Raw genomic sequence first — 15,367 nt, forward strand, 5'->3', positions numbered from 1 at the left:
CCTGATGATTCTGTTTGGGTGCTGCGTCAGTCCAGCGCAGCGATCTTGATCTGGTCCTGTTCCAGCCACACCTGCACGGCTTTGCCGCGCAGGTTGTCCGGGACATCGTCCAGTACCTTGTAATGGCCTGCAATGGCGACCAGTTCCGCATGGAAATCACGGCAGAAGATGCGTGCCGCGGTGTTGCCCTGGGCCCCTGCCAGCGCGCGGCCGCGCAGGGTGCCGTAGATATGGATGCTGCCATCGGCAATGACTTCGGCGCCGGCGCCGACGGTGGCCATCACGGTCAGGTCGCAGTTCTCCGCGTACAGCTGCTGGCCTGAACGCACGTTGCCCAGCTGCATGCGGCCCGGCTGCGGGGCGGCGGCGTCGGCGACCTTTGCCACGGGCGCGGCGGGGGCCGGTTTCGGCTCGGCACGCACGACGCGGCGCGGTTCCGCTGCCGGCGGTGGCGGGGCCGGCTCGGCCTCGGCACGCTCGTACTGGGCGCGGAACTTGGCCAGCAGCGGAAGGCCGAGCTGCTGCGAGAGCAGATCGACCGCGCTGGTGCCGTAGGCCAGTGCCACCGGCAACACGCCGGCGCTGCGCAGGCCATCGACCAGCGCCTGTGCGGTGGCCACGTCCGGCACCTGGCTCAGGCCGCCGAAGTCGAGGATCACTGCCGCGCGGCCGAACAGTTTCGGTGCGCGGGTCACGCGCTCGTGCATTTCCTGCACGAGACGCTCGACATCAAGGGTACGGATGCGCAGGTTGGCGATGCCTACCTGGCCGATCTTCAGTTCACCGGCCTGTTCGTAATCGAAATTCACCGCCACGCTCAGGTCCCCGTCGGTCGCTGTGCCTGCGCCGGCAGTTGCCGGGCGCGTGTCCATGCCACATCCGGCAGCTTGCCACGATAGGTCTCCTGGACCCACGGGTAGCTGCACAGTTCCTTGGCCAGCATGCTGGCACGCACGTCAACCTGGGCCATGGTGTTCTGGCCCAGCTCGCGGAAGCCGAAGCTGCCGTGGAAGAGCAGGGCGGCATCGGCGCCATGGTCGAGGAAGACCTCGCAGGTCATCTGCGGGTAGCGCAGCTCGGCGAAGCTCTGCGCGTCGGCATAGAACGCACGGCCGACGCCACCGCCACGCCGGCGGCTGGCGACCACGATGCGGTCGATGTAGAAGAAGGGGGTGTCCAGCTGCTGCTTGAACCAGGCGAAATTGCTGCTGTCGTGCTGGCTGTCGCTGCCGAAGCCGATCAGGAATCCGGCCAGGTTGCCGTCGCGCTCGGCGACGCGGAAGTACTCAGCGGTTTCGTAGAACAGGCGCAGGCGGGCCGCATCCAGGGGAAGGATGGCCAGGCCAGCGTTGTTGTTCAAAGCCAGGACGGAATCGAGCTCGTGCTCGCGCACGTCGCGGATGACAATCGACATTGTGACTCCGTGGGGTAACGCGGTTGGTCCATCAAAGGACCCTGCGCACGATTATTGCATGCCCGGGGTGGGCTGCGGCATGAACAGGCGACCGGGCAGGCATGACTTCCGTGGGGTGCGGTACGCGGGCGTGGCCCGTAGAGTGCTGGCATGTTGGGAGTCCTCAGCCATACCCGTGTCCTCCGCCTGGCCGGCCTGTTCACCTGGGTCATGGTCGGCCTGCCGCTGGCGTACTCGCAGTTCGAGAACCTGCACAGCCGCAACGACATGGGCGGCTGGGCGATCCTGCTGTTCGTCGCCTACCTGTCCTTCGGCACCGCCTATTACTGGCTGACCCGCATCCTGCGCAGCGACAGCCACACCAGCTGGCTGGACCGCGGCCTGTTGCTGCTGCTGACGATCTCGGCGCTGGGGGTCAGTTTCCTGAGCGGCTCGGGCCTGGGCAGCATCCTGATGATGGTCGCCGCGGGGGTCATCCCGTGGATGCTGTCGATACGACTGGGCGTGCTGTGGCTGCTGGTCAGCCAGCTGGCGGTGGCACCGGTCTACTACATGCTGCTGCGCTTCCCGCTGTTCGAAGCAGTGATGCAGTCGCTGCTGTACGGCGGCTTTTCCATGTTCATCTTCGTGACCAGCCTGGTCGCCCGCCAGCAGACCGAGGCCCGCGACGAGCAGCGCCGGCTCAATTCGGAACTGCGCGCCACCCGGGCCCTGCTGGCCGAGAGCGCCCGGGTCAACGAGCGCACCCGCATCTCGCGCGAGCTGCATGACCTGCTCGGCCACCAGTTGACCGCGCTGACCCTGAACCTGGAAGTGGCCAGCCACCTGGCCGAGGGCCAGGCCCTGGAGCATGTAAAGCGTTCGCATGGCCTGGCCAAGCTGCTGCTGGGCAACGTGCGCGAGGTGGTCAGCCAGCTGCGCGAGACCGGTGCCATCGATCTGGCGGCGGCCCTGCGTCCGCTGACCGAGAACGTGCCCTCGCTGGACATCCAGCTGGAGATCGAGGACCCGCTGAACGTGGAAGACCCGCAGCGGGCCCACGTGCTGCTGCGCTGTACCCAGGAAATCATTACCAACGCGGTGCGCCACGCCGGTGCCCGCCACCTGTGGATCAAGGTGTACCGTGAAGCCCCCGACCGGGTGGTGGTGGAGGCCCGCGACGACGGCGTCGGCGCGGATATGGTCAATGTAGGCAATGGCTTGCGCGGCATGCGCGAGCGCCTGCAACAATGTGGTGGCCAGCTGCAGATCGAGACCCGTCCCGGCGAAGGATTCCGGCTGCGGGCGACGGTGCCGGCAACGGTGCTGGTGGCTGCCCTTACCAAGGTTCCTGAAGGAGTACGTTGATGATTCGCGTCTGCCTGGTCGACGACCAAACCCTGGTGCGGCAGGGAATCCGCTCCCTGCTGGCGCTCGACGACGGCATCGAGGTGGTGGCCGAGGCCGGCGATGGCCGGCAGGCGGTCGAGCTGATACCGCAGGTGCGTCCCGATGTGGTGCTGATGGACATGCGCATGCCGGTGATGTCCGGGCTGGAGGCGCTGCAGGTGCTGTCGCGCCAGGAGCAGCTGCCGCCGACCATCATCCTCACCACCTTCGACGACGACCAGCTGGTGCTGGCCGGGCTCAAGGCCGGTGCCAAGGGCTACCTGCTCAAGGACGTCACCCTGGCGCAGCTGGTCGGTGCCATCCGCACCGTGGCAGACGGCGGTTCGCTGGTGCAGCCTGCCGTGACCCAGCGCCTGCTGTCCGGCCTGGAGCACATGCGCAACGAGTTCGTCAGCCTGGACCGCCCGGACCCGCTGACCGACCGCGAGACCGAGATCCTGCGGTTGATGGCCAGTGGCTTCTCCAACAAGGAGATCGCCAACTCGCTGGGTGTGGCCGAAGGCACCATCAAGAACCACGTGTCCAACATTCTCTCCAAGCTGGGCGTCCGCGACCGTACGCGTGCCGTACTGAAGGCGTTCGAACTCCAACTGGTCTGAGAAAAATCGTTCCGGTACAAAGACTTGGGTGATGGTTAGGGGCTGCGGCCAAGGTTGCCCCCTACTGGCCGGTAGCGGTATGCGTTACCCTTCGAATTCTTTGTCCATACAAATACGCAGCCGGCAGGGAAACCGGTGCGCCAATCCCGATAAACAATGCCCGCGAAGCCTGCTAGGATTGGCGCTTCGCTTCAATCAACCCGGCCGTGGGATCGGCCCCGGAGACTCTCTGAATGACCCGTATTATCGAGTTCCTGATCGCCTTGGGGATCGTGGCTGGCCTGTTCGTCATCATTGGCGTATGTCTGCCGGGCGAGCGTCACATCACCGAAAGCATCGAGACCAACCGCAAGATGACGATCGTGTACGACACGGTCAGCAGCCTGCGCCGCTTCAAGGACTGGAACCCGCTGGTACTGCGTGATCCCGCCGTTGAACTGAAGCTGTCCGGCCCGGCCTCCGGCGTCGGTGCCACCCTCGACTTCACCTCCAAGGACCTGGGCACCGGCTCCTGGAAGATCACCGAAGCCGAAGAGAACAAGCGTGTTGCGATCGCCATCGATGACGCCACCAAGGGTCACGACAAGATCACCACCTTCACTCTGGAGCCGACTGGCAAGGGTGGCCGCAACGTCAAGATCACCCAGGACTACTCGGTGAAGTACGGCTTCGACCTGTTCGGCCGTTATGCCGGCCTGTATGTCAGCCGCCAGATCGGCGACGACATCAAGATGGGTCTGTCGCGCATGGCCAACATGCTGGCCAGCGTTCCGAACGTCGACTACCGCACCCCGGAAGCTCCGCTGACCGATCTGGCCATCGTCGATGTGCCGGCTGAAGACCTGCTGGTCGTCAACGCCGGTAACGTGGACCGCGGTCAGGACACGATCACCAAGTCGATCAAGGACAACCAGGAGTGGATCAAGCGCGTGATGGAGGCCAATGGCCTTGAAGCCGCCGGTCCGTTCCGCATCGTCACCACCGACTTCGGCCAGGAGAAGTACGCCTTCGACATCGCCCAGCCGGTGAAGAAGAAGGGTGCTGAAGGTGCCACCGCTGAAGAGCTGACCGTCAAGATCGACGGCGGCGCTCCGGTCAAGTACGTGCACGTGGCTCCGCACCGTTCGGCGCATGCGGCCTACACCGGCCACATGGCGGGTCTGGACGTGGCCCGCAACGGCCTGCGCGCCTGGGCCGTGACCTCGGGCAACGAAGTGATCGACCGTCCGTACGAATCCTGGAAGGACGGCATCGACAAGTCGTTCACCCCGGAAGGTACCTACGACATCTACTGGGCCGTCAAGTAAGCCTCGGCTGACCCATGTAGTGCTGGACACGAAAACGCGCCGCTTATTGCGGCGCGTTTTTTTTCATCTGGCGCCCGGCAAGGGGCGCTGCGCAAGGAGCCCACATGTTCAATCTCGAACGTCGCGCACGTAAGCCTTCCCTGTTGGCCTGCCTCGGTGCGCTGCTGGCAGCTGCTTCGATCGGCCTGTCCGCCTACGCGTCGCACGGTGTGGCCGATCCGTTGGCGCAGCAGCATCTGAACATGGCGGCGTTGTACGCGTTCGCGCATGGCGCGGTGCTGGTGGCGCTGGGGCCGCGCGCGCACGGGGTGATCGCGCACCTGGCGCTGTACGTGCTGCTGCTGGGTGTCCTGCTGTTTTCCGGCAGCCTGGTGGGAGGCGCGTTGTGGCAATGGCCGACGCGGATGGCGCCGATCGGTGGCACCAGCATGATGGCCGGATGGGTGCTGCTGGCGATCAATGCGTTGAGGCGGTGACTGAGTCGAGGTTGTTTCTTCGATCCATGCTGATGCGATCTGCACCGTCCATGGGCGTTACTTTTCTTTTCGCGCGAAAAGAAAAGTAACCAAAAGAAACGCGCCGCCGGCCGCGAGCCGGTGCTGCGCACCGGTCCCCTGCGCTCCTCGGCCCGTCGAGGGGCGGTGCGGGAACTCGCTGCGCTCAGACACCCGCACCTCTTCGCCCTCGCCGGACCTGCGGTGCTCGGCTCGCTTGAAGGCGGACCCAACAGCCGCGCGCTGATCCGTTGTAGAGGCTTCGAGCGAAGCGACCGGCTTCTGTCTTTGCCTTCTTGTTCCATCTCGTGGTGGGCGCGCGGAATCCGCTCGGACAGCTCCATGAAGTTCGCCGTGCAGCCGCCACGAGGGGCTCAGCCGTTGGCCGGTCTCCAGCACCAGTGCCACGGTTCGTAGACGATGCCGTGCGGGTTGTCGCGCGGGTAGCTCAGCTGGAAGCCGTGCGTGCTGGCATGGGTCTGCAGCCACGCGAAGGCGTCGGTGGCTTCGAACGATTCTTCGGCCGGGGCATCACCCGGTGTGCCGATGTCCAGCGCATGGCCGCTGTGGTGTTCACTGAAACCCGGGGCGGCATTGACCTTCAGGATCTCGGTCACGCTCAAGCCGCGCGCAAGCTTCCGTTCGAAGATGCCCAACTGGTAGGCATGGCTGCGGAAGCCGGAAATCGCATCCAGCGCGATGCCGTCCTGCGCGGCGTGCAGGCGCATCCGCCGCCAGCCCTGTGCTGCGCCACGGCGCAGCCATAGCGGGCGGGCGAAGCGATCGCGGCCGGCAAAATGCAGCAGGCAGGGTTCGGGTTCCAGCGGCAGGCCGCTGTCGTCGGCGTAGCGCTGCGGGTCCAGGCCAAGCTGCTGCAGGCGCTGCTGCAACCCGGCCAGCGGCAGCCACTGATCTTCCAGTCCGGCGCCGAAGGGCCGTGCAGCCGCGGTGTCCAGCAGCGCCAGTGCGTCCTCGACCCCGGGCTCGCGCGGCAGGCGCGGCACCATCGAGTGCACGCCGTGCGGCAGTACGGCCGCCAAGTAGCGGCCATCGCGCTTGCGCCGCAGCACCCATCGCGCCTGTGACAGCAGCCGTGCATCCAGGTTGCTGCGCGCGCGCAGCAGGTCGGCGGGCCACAGTTCGATGGCCTCGGTATTGATCAGCAGGGGCGGGCGTCGTTGCATCGCCGCAGCTTACTGCCGTGGCGCCGACGCGGCCACCTTGTGCAGCGCATCGAGCAGCGCCTGCGGCCGTTCCACGCTGAGCAGCAACGTGCTGCCATCGCTGACCGGCAGGGCGAGGACACGCGCACGGTCGGTGACCAGCGCGAAACCCTTGCCGCCGCCCTGCAGTCGGAAGTGGCCCGAGTAGAAGCCCGGCATTGAATAGCCATTGGTCTTGACACGGATGCCATAGCGACGGTCACGCTGCAAGTCGACCACCTCGGCCTGGTCCAGACGCAGCTGCGCCACCGGCACGCGCCGCCGGTACATCGTCGAGCGCACGTCCAGCACGTTGCCGGCCAGCTCCACGCGGCGGCGGAAGAACGCGGCCCCCAACCCGATGCCGAGCGCGGCGATCATCAGCAAGCTCCATGCCGCACTGCCGCCCATCCGGAACCAGGGTGGCGACAGCGTTACTTCGATCCAGGGTGCGCTCGCCGGCGCCTTGTACAGCTGCGCATACACGCAGACCACGAAGGCAGCCAGCAGCGGCAGCACGATCCAGAGCACGCGCAGCGGCGAGCTCTCGGCCACGTCAAAGGGTTTCGGATCGCTGGCGCCCATGGTTCAGGCCTCCTTCTTGAACACCAGCATCGCCGGGCGCATCGGCGCCGGGATGATGATGTTGACCAGTTCCCAGCCCAGCTGGCCCTGCCGGCTCAGCTCGGCCTGGACATCCTCGGCCTTGAGTACGCCCATCATGGAGGTCTTGACCTCGATCGTCTGGTAGCTCCAGCGCTTGCTCATTCCTTGTCCTCCTGCGATGCCTCGGGTTTGGGCAGGCGTCCTGCCTTGCGCAGCGCGTCGCGCAGCACGTATTCGATCTGAGCGTTGAGGCTGCGCAGTTCGTCATCAGCCCAGCGCTGCGCCGCAGCCAGGACGTCGGCGTTGATGCGCAGCGGGTAGGCTTTCTTCTCACTCATGGGGGCTCCTGGCGGGGCGGTGGGGCGCCCCGTTGCGAGTGTGGCTCAATACAGCGAACCGGCATTGACGATCGGCTGGGTGCCGCGGTCCGAGCACAGCACGGTCAGCAGGTTGCTGACCATGTGCGCCTTGCGTTCCTCGTCCAGCTGCACCACGCCGTTCTTCTGCAGTTCGGCCAGGGCCATCTCGACCATGCCGACCGCACCGGCAACGATGCGCGTGCGCGCGGCGATCACCGCGTTGGCCTGCTGCCGCTGCAGCATCGCCTGGGCGATTTCGGCGGCGTAGGCGAGGTGGCTGATGCGCGCATCGATCACCTGCACGCCGGCGTCGGCCAGGCGCTCGGCCAGTTCGTTCTTCAGGTGCTGGGAAATCTCGCTGGCATGACTGCGCAGGGCCAGCTGGCCATCCTCATGCTGGTCGTAGGGGTAGCTGGTGGCCATCGCGCGCAGCGCCGATTCGGACTGGATGTGCACGAAGCTCTCGTAGTCGTCCACGTTGTAGACCGCCTCGGAGGCATCGACCACCTGCCAGACGATGACCGCCGCGATCTCGATCGGGCTGCCGTCCAGCTCGTTGACCTTCAGCTTGCCGCTCTCGAAGTTGCGCACGCGCTGGCTGACCCGGCGCTTGGCATAGAAGGGGTTGTTCCAGCGCAGGCCGTTGTCCTTCACGGTGCCCACGTATTTGCCGAACAGGCTCAGCACCGCCGCCTGGTTGGGCTGGACCGTGTACAGGCCGGCCAGGGCGAAGACCGCCAGCGCCGCCATCAGGATGCCGGCCAGCATCAGCAGCAGGTTGGGCGAGCCGGTGCTGGCCTTGGCTGCTACCCCCAGTACGAACAGGGCGCCGCCGGCGAGGGCGACAAGCAGGGCGCCGGCCAGCGTGCCGAGGCCGTTGAGCGAAGACAGCGACTTCTCTTTCATGGCGGTACGTCCTTGAGGGTTCGGAATGAAGATATCAAAATGATATCACTTGTCGACTGCCGTTCGTCGGATGCCATGGCCGGGGTGCCCGGCCAGCTAGAATGCCCACCCGCCTTCACATCGCTGCTGGAACCGCCATGGCCAAGCTTGGAACTCCGTTGTCCCCCTCCGCCACCCGCGTGCTGCTGCTGGGTTCGGGCGAACTCGGCAAGGAGGTGGCCATCGAGCTGCAGCGGCTGGGCGTGGAAGTGATCGCCGCCGACCGCTATGCCGATGCCCCGGCCATGCAGGTCGCGCACCGCTCGCACGTGATCGACATGCTCGATGCGATGGCCCTGCGTGCCCTGATCGCCCAGGAGCAGCCGCACCTGGTGGTGCCGGAGATCGAGGCCATTCACACCGAAACCCTGGTCCAGCTGGAACAGGAGCAGGGCCTGCGGGTGATCCCGACCGCGCGTGCCGCACGCCTGACCATGGACCGCGAAGGCATCCGCCGCCTGGCCGCCGAAACCCTGGGCCTGCCGACCTCGCCGTACCGCTTCGTGGATACCGAAGCCGAGTACCGCGCCGCCGTGGCAGCCATCGGCCTGCCGTGCGTGGTCAAGCCGGTGATGTCGTCCTCGGGCAAGGGCCAGAGCACCCTGCGCAGCGAGGCGGACATCGCCCCGGCCTGGGACTACGCGCAGACCGGTGGTCGTGCCGGTGCCGGTCGCTGCATCGTCGAAGGCTTCATCGATTTCGATTACGAAATCACCCTGCTGACCGTGCGCCATGCCGGCGGCACCTCGTTCTGCGCGCCGATCGGCCATCTGCAGAAGGATGGCGATTACCGCGAAAGCTGGCAGCCGCAGCCGATGTCGAGCAAGGCGCTGGCGCGTGCCGAAGAGATTTCGCGCGCGATCACCGACGACCTCGGTGGCTGGGGCCTGTTCGGTGTCGAGCTGTTTGTGAAGGGCGACGAGGTGTGGTTCAGCGAAGTGTCGCCGCGCCCGCACGACACCGGCCTGGTGACGCTGGTCTCGCAGGAGCTGAGCGAGTTCGCGCTGCATGCGCGCGCCATCCTCGGCCTGCCGATCCCGGTGATCCGCCAGAGCGGCCCGTCGGCCTCGTGCGCGCTGCTGGCGCATGGCGAAGGCGTGCCGTACTTCAACAACGTGGCGGCCGCGCTGCAGGTGCCGGACACCGCCGTGCGCCTGTTCGGCAAGCCCAGCGTGCACGGCCATCGCCGCGTCGGCGTGACCCTGGCGCGCGCAGAAACCATCGACGAAGCGCGTGCCATCGCGCGTGATGCCGCCGAAGCCATCGGCGTCGAACTGCGCCCGTAAAACAAAAAGGGGACGGAGGGGATTAAGTCGTTTGTGCCACAAACGACTTAATCCCCTCCGTCCCCTCTTTGTGGGGGTTACGGCTTCACGTCCACCCACACCAGGTGGTGGTCGCTACCGTCGGCGATCTTCGCTTCGGGGCTTTCATTGGCCGGCCAGAAGATGCCGCTGCCCACGTATTCGAAACCGGTCGAGGGCAGCACGTAGTCCAGGCGCATGGTGCCGGACTTCGGGCCGAAATCGCCGGTGGCATGGAACGGTGCGCCCTTGCGCTCGATGCCCTTGGCCGCATAGGCCAGGCTGGTCTGCTCGCCGCCGACGCTGCGTGGGGTGGGGTAGCGCAGCACGCGGGCGTTCTCGATCAGTTCGACGATCGCCTCATGGCGGCCATCGCCGTCGACCGGGTCGTTGTTGAGGTCGCCGAGGATCACGAAGCGCGCGTCCTGCGCCAGGCCACCGCACTGCCCCTTGTCGTCGCACAGCCACGGCTTGTCACCCTTGGACAGGTATTCCTGCCACAGGCGCAGTTCGTCGTGGTTGCGCGCGGCGTTGCGCTTTTCCGGGCCATCGAACACTGGCGGCGTCGGGTGCGAGACCAGCGCGTGGACCACGCCGGCCGGGGTCTTCACCGGCACGTCCCAATGTGACTTCGACGACAGCCGCAGCTGCGACCACACGTGGTCGTTGTAGAAGCTCTTGCCGGTGCGCGGGTCGACCGGACGGATCGCGCCCGGCATCGCGCTCCACTTCAGCAGCTGGAAGCTGCGCACCTTGGCTTCATCGATCGGGTAGCGCGACAGCACCAGCATGCCGTACTGGCCCGGGTGCAGGCCGTAGCCCCAGGCATCGTTGCCGCGGCTGCGGCCTTCTCCGCCGACCACGCCGTTGTTGTCCAGGTCCAGGCCGCTGGGCACGCCGGTGTTGACCGGCGCCAGGTAGCGGTAGGCGAAGTGCAGCGGCTTGCCGCCGCCGGGCTGGGCCACTTCCAGGTAGCGCTTCTGGAACAGGTCGGCGGCGCGGTGGGCGTCGTCGAAGTCGAACTCGTTCAGCAACACCAGATCCGGGCGCACCTGCTGCAGCACCGCGGCGATCTTGCGTGCGTGTTCGCTGTCGCCTTCCAGTTCCTTGATCAGGCCACCGGCGTCATCGGAGTACAGCGAGGTGTTGTAGGTGGCCAGGCGCAGCGCAGCGGACGGCTTTTCGGTCATCGCGGGGGAGGTGGCGAAGGCGGGGGCAGTGGCGGTGGCGCCGCAGAGCAGGGCCAGGGCGAGGATCAGGGGTTTGGCGTTCATGGGCCGTATTGTGCACCCGGTCCGGTGTCAGCGGTTTGTCAGCGCCCGTCCAGATCGTTGTCGAAATCGTGCCAGCGGCGGCCATCGTAGGCTTCCAGCGGATGGAAGCGGCGCTTGTAGTCCATCTTCTGGTGACCGCGGATCCAGTAGCCCAGATAAACGTGCGGCAGGCCCTCGCGGCGCGCCCATTCGATCTGCTGCAGGATCGCGAAGGTGCCCAGCCCGCGCGCGGCGTGGTCCGGGTCGAAGAAAGTGTAGACCGCCGACAGGCCGTGTTCGGTGACGTCGGTCACCGCCACCCCCAGTAGCTGGCTGGGCTGGCCGTCGTGGCCGGGCAGGCGCATCTCCATGAAGCGGGTATGCGACCAGCTGCCGATCAGGAACTGCTCGAACTCGTGCGGGCCGTGGTCATCCATGCCGCCGTTGGCATGGCGGTGGGTGAGGTAGCGGTGGTACAGCGCGAACAGGTCGTCGCGGGCGGTGGCGGCGGTGATCCGCACCTCCAGGTCGTCATTGCGGGCGGCACAGCGGCGTTGGCTGCGATCCGGGGCGAAGCGCGCCACCGGAATGCGCACTGCCACGCAGGCCTGGCAGTGCGCGCAATGCGGCCGGTAGACCAGGTCGCCGCTGCGGCGGAAGCCCCAGCTCAGTGCCAGCGGGTACAGGCCGCCAAGGCGGCGATCGTGCGGGTCCAGCACCAGGTCGCGCGCCACCCGGTCCGACCAGTACCCGCAGGGGTGCTCGCCGGTCTGGAAAAGTCGCAGTTCGTCGTCTCTGTCGCCATGTATCGCCATAGGCACAGCATAGCCCCAGCCTGTCGCAGTGGTGGCGACTGTCCGCCGGATGAATGGAACTGGCAGAGGCGTCAACCGACGTCGCGCCCGGGCGTTGTTGTTCCCCGAGGGTGAAGTGATCACCCCGACGCTGTTCCCATCCCCAGGAGTGACCTCATGATCCGTACCCCCCTGCTGCTGGCCCTGCTGCTCGGCACTTCCGCTTCCGGTATCGCGCTCGCGGCCGACACCCCGACCACGCCCGCGCAGCGTCCGGCCAAGCTGGACACCAACGGCGACGGCGTCATTGACCGCAGCGAGGCGGCTGCCAACCCGCGCCTGGCCGCGAAGTTCGACGAGCTGGACAAGAACAAGGACGGCAAGCTTTCGCGCGATGAGTTGCCGCGCTGGAAGCACGGTCGCCGTGGCCACGGCGGTGAGCGCTGGGCCAAGCTGGACGTCAACAAGGACGGTCGCATCAGCCGCGAGGAGGCCAAGGCCGACCCGCGCCTGGCCGCGCGCTTCGACCAGCTCGATCTCAACAAGGACGGCTACCTGGACAAGGCCGACCGCGAGCTGCGCATGAAGCAGCGCCGTGACGCCTGGTTCGCTGCCGCCGACACCAACAAGGACGGCCAGCTGAGCAAGGCCGAGTTCGACGCCGCCAAGGGCCCGATGCACGGCGGCCCGCGCCACGGCGGTCCGCGCGATGGCGCCGCGCCGAAGCCGCAGCGCTGAGTTTCAACGCAATGAATGACGACAACGCCGACGCACTGCCGGCGTTGTCCGTTACAAGCGGCCGCTGCGCATCAGTGAGTACACCACCAGCGCGATGACCATCAGGTTCATGGCGATGATGCCGGTGCGGCCATACATGGACTCGTATTTCCAGTTGGTCCCGCTGCGGCCGCGCCGGGCCGAATCGCGCGCGATCATCGGTGCCATCACCCGCTGCAGCGGCACCAGGCACTGGTAATTGACCACGCCCAGGCCTACCGCCAGCACCGTCAGCTGCGCCCAGACCGGCGCCTGCAGCATGACCGCCAGCAGGATCGCCAGGCACCAGAACATGCCGGTGATGATGTTGAGATAGAGGAACCGGCGCACGTCGGCGCGCTCGGATGCCGTTTCGGTGTACGACATCAGGAAACGTCCGCCTAGATAGCTGCCGATCGCACCACCGACCACGCCGCCGATCACCGCCCCCCAGCTTTCGGCCGGCAGCACGTGCAGCTGGCCCAGCGTGGCAGTCAGCGAACCCATCGCGGTGCCGCCCGCAGCGCTGGCACCGCCGAGGCCAAGCTTGCTGCCGCCGATGCCGACACCGGTGCCGAGCAGCACCGCAGCACTGGCCGTGCCGGGCGCAGCCACCAGCACCATCGACACCACGGCAGTGGCGAATGCCGCGCTCGGTGCGCTGCTGCGCGCGAACTCGCCGAAGCGCTGCAGCAGGCCGTCGCGGACCAGGGCGCGGGCACGCGACAGGCGCTTGCGCACGGCGGCGTCACTGAGCCCAAGCAGGTCGGCCACCTGCTGCGAGCGCTGGCCTTCGCGGTAGTACAGCAACAGCACTTCGCGGCTGTCGGCCGGCAACGCGGAAATGATGTCCTCGGCAGCGATCTCTTCTTCCACCCGCTGCAGGCGGTCGGCCGCGCCCGGGGCCGGGTCGGCCGCCATGCCCATCGCAACCTCGGCGGCCTCGCCGGTCAGCGGTCTGCCGCGCTGCGCGCGCAGCCAGTCGCGGGCCAGGTTGCGGGTGATCTGCCGCAGCCAGGGCAGGAAGCTGGTCGAGCTGCGCAGCTGGTGCAGCTGCTGCCAGCCCTTCACGAAGGCCTCCTGGGCGATGTCCTCGCTGGCCTGACGATCGCGGGTGATGGCCAGCGCGATGGCGGTAACCGTGTTCTGGCAGGCCAGCACGATGCGGCCATAGGCGTGTTGGCAACCGCTGGCGGCGGCAGGCAGTTCGCGTTCCAGGGTCTGGTCGATCGATGCGGCGAACGTCGTCATGGCGGCGGCTCTCCTGCTGGGATTGTGTCCCATGACGGAGCCGCGCGCGAAGTGTGACCAGCATTCTGTGCGGTAGTGCCGGCCGCTGGCCGGCAACCTCATGACAAAAAAGGGGACGGAGGGGATTAAGTCGTTTGAGGCACAAACGACTTAATCCCCTCCGTCCCCTTTTTGCGGCTGCCGGCCAGCGGCCGGCACTACCCGTGCGTCACTTCGAGGGCTGGATGCGGACCCGGACTTCTTCCTCTTCCGGTGCGGCCTGCGGGGCCGGTTGCGCCTGCTGCGGCTGGTCCTGCGGGGCAGGGGCCGGTGCGACCGGCGCCGGGGCGCCGCGATGGCGCAGGCCGATCACCAGCGCCACGCCGGCGATCACCACCAGCAGGGCGATGCGGATGCGCCAGGCCCAGCTGCGGCCACCGCTGCCCTGTTCCGGCGCGTCGCGGAAGGCGAATTCGGCGGTCGGATGGTCGCGGCGGGTGGTGTCGAGCAGGCGCGCCTCGCGCAGGATTTCACGCGCGCGCGGCTGGTCGTCGGCGCGCACGATCCACACCGCTGGGTAGGCGTTGGCGTTGCCCAGGTCGGTATAGCTGAACTGGCCGCGGCGACGGGTCTTGTACGAGCGCCCGTTGGTCACCTTGACGTCGATGCCATGCTCGCGCAGGAGCTCGGCGACGCCTTCGACGGTTTCCACGCGCTGGCTGCTGAAGATCTGGCGCATCGGATCAATCCTTGGCCGGCACGGCGGCGGCCGCGGCCTGGTCGGGAACCACGCGGATCAGGCCTTCCTGCGCGGTGCTGGCCACCAGTACGCCGTTGCGGGTGAAGAACTGGCCGCGGGCCAGGCCGCGCGAATCCTGCGCGCTGGGGCTGTCCAGCGAGTACAACAGCCAGTCATCGGCGCGGAACGGGCGGTGGAACCAGATCGCGTGGTCGAGCGAGGCCATCTGCACGTGCGGGTGGTAGTAGCTGATGCCGTGCGGGAACGTCGCCGTGCCCAGCAGGTGGAAGTCGGAGGCGTAGGCCAGCAGCGCCTGGTGCAGCTCCGGGGCATCGCCGACCGGCTCGCTCAGGCGCAGCCACACCTGATGGTACGGCGGGCGCTTGGGCGGGTTCAGTTCGTCACGCGGGTAGACGTGGCGGAACTCGAACGGGCCGCCGCGCGACAGCCAGCGCTGCACCTTGATCGGCAGCCGCTCCAGCACTTCGGCCGGCAGCGGGCGGTTCGGTTCGATGTCTTCCGGCTGCGGCACTTCGGGCATCTTGTGCTGGTGCTCGGCACCGGTTTCGGCCTGCTGGAACGAGGCCGCGCAGAAGAAGATCACCTTGCCGTGCTGGATTGCGGTAACCCGGCGCACCGAGAAGCTGCCGCCGTCGCGGGTGCGGTCCACGTCGTAGACGATGGGGTGGTCGATGTTGCCGGCGCGCAGGAAGTAGGCGTGCAGCGAGTGCACGTGGCGCCCGTTGTCGACCGTGGCCTGCGCCGCAGCCAGCGCCTGGCCCAGTACCTGGCCGCCGAACACGTACTTGGTGCCGATGTCGCGGCTCTGCCCGCGGAACAGGTTGTCCTCCAGCCGCTCCAGGGTGAGCAGGTCGATCAGCTCGGAGACGACGGGTTCGGGCGTGTCGTTCAAGGGGGCGGCCACAGCAATGAAGAGGCCCCGATTATACCGTTGCAGGCCCGTCCATCATTGGTA

The 15,367-nt window shown here is 67.2% G+C and carries 18 protein-coding genes; 6 read left to right on the forward strand and 12 right to left on the reverse strand.

The window, feature by feature from the left end; genetic code table 11:
* Window positions 1-26: 26 nt before the first annotated feature.
* A complete protein-coding gene (gene minC, locus N5D91_RS13075; RefSeq protein WP_110711586.1) occupies window positions 27-872 on the reverse strand; it encodes a septum site-determining protein MinC in 846 nt (281 codons plus the stop codon).
* The gene (locus N5D91_RS13080; RefSeq protein ID WP_008267255.1) at window positions 818-1,414 is read right to left on the reverse strand and encodes a GNAT family N-acetyltransferase; all 597 of its coding nucleotides are present in this window, start codon (window positions 1,412-1,414) and stop codon (window positions 818-820) included. Before N5D91_RS13080 ends, minC begins: the two co-directional genes overlap by 55 nt.
* Window positions 1,415-1,564: 150 nt before the next feature.
* Here N5D91_RS13080 and N5D91_RS13085 point away from each other — a divergent pair, with 150 nt between their 5' ends.
* The 4 genes from N5D91_RS13085 (at window position 1,565) to N5D91_RS13100 (ending at window position 5,185) form a co-directional block, all read left to right on the forward strand.
* Window positions 1,565-2,761 carry a sensor histidine kinase gene (locus N5D91_RS13085; RefSeq protein WP_153856396.1) on the forward strand — a complete coding sequence of 399 codons (1,197 nt, stop codon included), beginning with the start codon at window positions 1,565-1,567 and terminating at the stop codon, window positions 2,759-2,761.
* On the forward strand, window positions 2,761-3,402 hold the full coding sequence (locus N5D91_RS13090; RefSeq protein ID WP_006424175.1) for a response regulator transcription factor: 642 nt from the start codon (window positions 2,761-2,763) through the stop codon (window positions 3,400-3,402). Before N5D91_RS13085 ends, N5D91_RS13090 begins: the two co-directional genes overlap by 1 nt.
* A gap of 233 nt (window positions 3,403-3,635) precedes the next feature.
* Window positions 3,636-4,709: an SRPBCC family protein gene (locus N5D91_RS13095; RefSeq protein WP_110711588.1), complete on the forward strand. Its 1,074-nt coding sequence runs from the start codon at window positions 3,636-3,638 to the stop codon at window positions 4,707-4,709.
* A gap of 104 nt (window positions 4,710-4,813) precedes the next feature.
* Window positions 4,814-5,185: a DUF423 domain-containing protein gene (locus N5D91_RS13100; protein ID WP_110711589.1), complete on the forward strand. Its 372-nt coding sequence runs from the start codon at window positions 4,814-4,816 to the stop codon at window positions 5,183-5,185.
* Window positions 5,186-5,577: 392 nt separating this feature from the next.
* On the opposite strand, the gene N5D91_RS13105 is transcribed toward N5D91_RS13100, so the two are convergent.
* Genes N5D91_RS13105 through N5D91_RS13125 form a run of 5 tightly spaced genes read right to left on the reverse strand, consistent with a single transcriptional unit; the run spans window position 5,578 to window position 8,276 of the window.
* Window positions 5,578-6,387: a M15 family metallopeptidase gene (locus N5D91_RS13105; RefSeq protein WP_180854993.1), complete on the reverse strand. Its 810-nt coding sequence runs from the start codon at window positions 6,385-6,387 to the stop codon at window positions 5,578-5,580.
* Window positions 6,388-6,396: 9 nt separating this feature from the next.
* Complete coding sequence (locus tag N5D91_RS13110; RefSeq protein ID WP_110711591.1) at window positions 6,397-6,990, reverse strand: PH domain-containing protein; 594 nt, start codon at window positions 6,988-6,990, stop codon at window positions 6,397-6,399.
* A gap of 3 nt (window positions 6,991-6,993) precedes the next feature.
* On the reverse strand, window positions 6,994-7,173 hold the full coding sequence (locus N5D91_RS13115) for a DUF4177 domain-containing protein (protein WP_032127598.1): 180 nt from the start codon (window positions 7,171-7,173) through the stop codon (window positions 6,994-6,996).
* Entirely contained in the window at window positions 7,170-7,349 is a 180-nt protein-coding gene (locus N5D91_RS13120) for an Arc family DNA binding domain-containing protein (RefSeq protein ID WP_180854994.1), read from the reverse strand. Before N5D91_RS13120 ends, N5D91_RS13115 begins: the two co-directional genes overlap by 4 nt.
* 45 nt (window positions 7,350-7,394) lie before the next feature.
* Window positions 7,395-8,276, reverse strand: coding sequence for an SPFH domain-containing protein (locus N5D91_RS13125; RefSeq protein WP_180854995.1), 882 nt, complete (start codon window positions 8,274-8,276; stop codon window positions 7,395-7,397).
* Between the two features lie 137 nt (window positions 8,277-8,413).
* Here N5D91_RS13125 and purT point away from each other — a divergent pair, with 137 nt between their 5' ends.
* On the forward strand, window positions 8,414-9,601 hold the full coding sequence (gene purT / locus N5D91_RS13130; protein WP_180847399.1) for a formate-dependent phosphoribosylglycinamide formyltransferase: 1,188 nt from the start codon (window positions 8,414-8,416) through the stop codon (window positions 9,599-9,601).
* A gap of 77 nt (window positions 9,602-9,678) precedes the next feature.
* On the opposite strand, the gene N5D91_RS13135 is transcribed toward purT, so the two are convergent.
* Both N5D91_RS13135 and N5D91_RS13140 read right to left on the reverse strand, forming a co-directional pair.
* The gene (locus N5D91_RS13135) at window positions 9,679-10,893 is read right to left on the reverse strand and encodes an endonuclease/exonuclease/phosphatase family protein (protein WP_180854996.1); all 1,215 of its coding nucleotides are present in this window, start codon (window positions 10,891-10,893) and stop codon (window positions 9,679-9,681) included.
* A gap of 38 nt (window positions 10,894-10,931) precedes the next feature.
* Complete coding sequence (locus N5D91_RS13140; protein ID WP_049447050.1) at window positions 10,932-11,687, reverse strand: arginyltransferase; 756 nt, start codon at window positions 11,685-11,687, stop codon at window positions 10,932-10,934.
* Window positions 11,688-11,843: 156 nt separating this feature from the next.
* On the opposite strand from N5D91_RS13140, the gene N5D91_RS13145 reads away from it, so the two are divergent.
* Entirely contained in the window at window positions 11,844-12,404 is a 561-nt protein-coding gene (locus N5D91_RS13145) for an EF-hand domain-containing protein (protein ID WP_110711595.1), read from the forward strand.
* A 51-nt stretch (window positions 12,405-12,455) separates the two neighbouring features.
* Here the strand turns inward: N5D91_RS13145 and N5D91_RS13150 are convergent, their stop codons facing one another.
* From N5D91_RS13150 to tesB, 3 genes are all read right to left on the reverse strand, one after another.
* Window positions 12,456-13,673, reverse strand: coding sequence for a sigma-70 family RNA polymerase sigma factor (locus N5D91_RS13150; RefSeq protein WP_125427831.1), 1,218 nt, complete (start codon window positions 13,671-13,673; stop codon window positions 12,456-12,458).
* A 208-nt stretch (window positions 13,674-13,881) separates the two neighbouring features.
* The gene (locus N5D91_RS13155; protein WP_180854997.1) at window positions 13,882-14,391 is read right to left on the reverse strand and encodes a pathogenicity-like protein; all 510 of its coding nucleotides are present in this window, start codon (window positions 14,389-14,391) and stop codon (window positions 13,882-13,884) included.
* 4 nt (window positions 14,392-14,395) lie between these two features.
* A complete protein-coding gene (gene tesB, locus N5D91_RS13160; protein ID WP_008265305.1) occupies window positions 14,396-15,304 on the reverse strand; it encodes an acyl-CoA thioesterase II in 909 nt (302 codons plus the stop codon).
* Between the last annotated feature and the right edge of the window lie 63 nt (window positions 15,305-15,367).

This window comes from Stenotrophomonas sp. GD03794 (assembly GCF_029842145.1).
In the GTDB taxonomy this organism is placed as follows: domain Bacteria; phylum Pseudomonadota; class Gammaproteobacteria; order Xanthomonadales; family Xanthomonadaceae; genus Stenotrophomonas; species Stenotrophomonas riyadhensis.

What these genes read in the sequence shown, in the direction of transcription:
- N5D91_RS13125 (WP_180854995.1), bottom strand. Translation starts at nt 8,276, where the DNA reads ATGAAAGAGAAGTCGCTGTCTTCGCTCAACGGCCTCGGCACGCTGGCC.
- N5D91_RS13150 (WP_125427831.1), bottom strand. Translation starts at nt 13,673, where the DNA reads ATGACGACGTTCGCCGCATCGATCGACCAGACCCTGGAACGCGAACTG.
- N5D91_RS13080 (WP_008267255.1), bottom strand. Translation starts at nt 1,414, where the DNA reads ATGTCGATTGTCATCCGCGACGTGCGCGAGCACGAGCTCGATTCCGTC.
- N5D91_RS13145 (WP_110711595.1), top strand. Translation starts at nt 11,844, where the DNA reads ATGATCCGTACCCCCCTGCTGCTGGCCCTGCTGCTCGGCACTTCCGCT.
- N5D91_RS13095 (WP_110711588.1), top strand. Translation starts at nt 3,636, where the DNA reads ATGACCCGTATTATCGAGTTCCTGATCGCCTTGGGGATCGTGGCTGGC.
- purT (WP_180847399.1), top strand. Translation starts at nt 8,414, where the DNA reads ATGGCCAAGCTTGGAACTCCGTTGTCCCCCTCCGCCACCCGCGTGCTG.
- minC (WP_110711586.1), bottom strand. Translation starts at nt 872, where the DNA reads ATGGACACGCGCCCGGCAACTGCCGGCGCAGGCACAGCGACCGACGGG.
- N5D91_RS13110 (WP_110711591.1), bottom strand. Translation starts at nt 6,990, where the DNA reads ATGGGCGCCAGCGATCCGAAACCCTTTGACGTGGCCGAGAGCTCGCCG.
- N5D91_RS13155 (WP_180854997.1), bottom strand. Translation starts at nt 14,391, where the DNA reads ATGCGCCAGATCTTCAGCAGCCAGCGCGTGGAAACCGTCGAAGGCGTC.
- N5D91_RS13120 (WP_180854994.1), bottom strand. Translation starts at nt 7,349, where the DNA reads ATGAGTGAGAAGAAAGCCTACCCGCTGCGCATCAACGCCGACGTCCTG.
- N5D91_RS13090 (WP_006424175.1), top strand. Translation starts at nt 2,761, where the DNA reads ATGATTCGCGTCTGCCTGGTCGACGACCAAACCCTGGTGCGGCAGGGA.
- N5D91_RS13105 (WP_180854993.1), bottom strand. Translation starts at nt 6,387, where the DNA reads ATGCAACGACGCCCGCCCCTGCTGATCAATACCGAGGCCATCGAACTG.
- N5D91_RS13135 (WP_180854996.1), bottom strand. Translation starts at nt 10,893, where the DNA reads ATGAACGCCAAACCCCTGATCCTCGCCCTGGCCCTGCTCTGCGGCGCC.
- N5D91_RS13140 (WP_049447050.1), bottom strand. Translation starts at nt 11,687, where the DNA reads ATGGCGATACATGGCGACAGAGACGACGAACTGCGACTTTTCCAGACC.
- N5D91_RS13100 (WP_110711589.1), top strand. Translation starts at nt 4,814, where the DNA reads ATGTTCAATCTCGAACGTCGCGCACGTAAGCCTTCCCTGTTGGCCTGC.
- N5D91_RS13085 (WP_153856396.1), top strand. Translation starts at nt 1,565, where the DNA reads ATGTTGGGAGTCCTCAGCCATACCCGTGTCCTCCGCCTGGCCGGCCTG.
- N5D91_RS13115 (WP_032127598.1), bottom strand. Translation starts at nt 7,173, where the DNA reads ATGAGCAAGCGCTGGAGCTACCAGACGATCGAGGTCAAGACCTCCATG.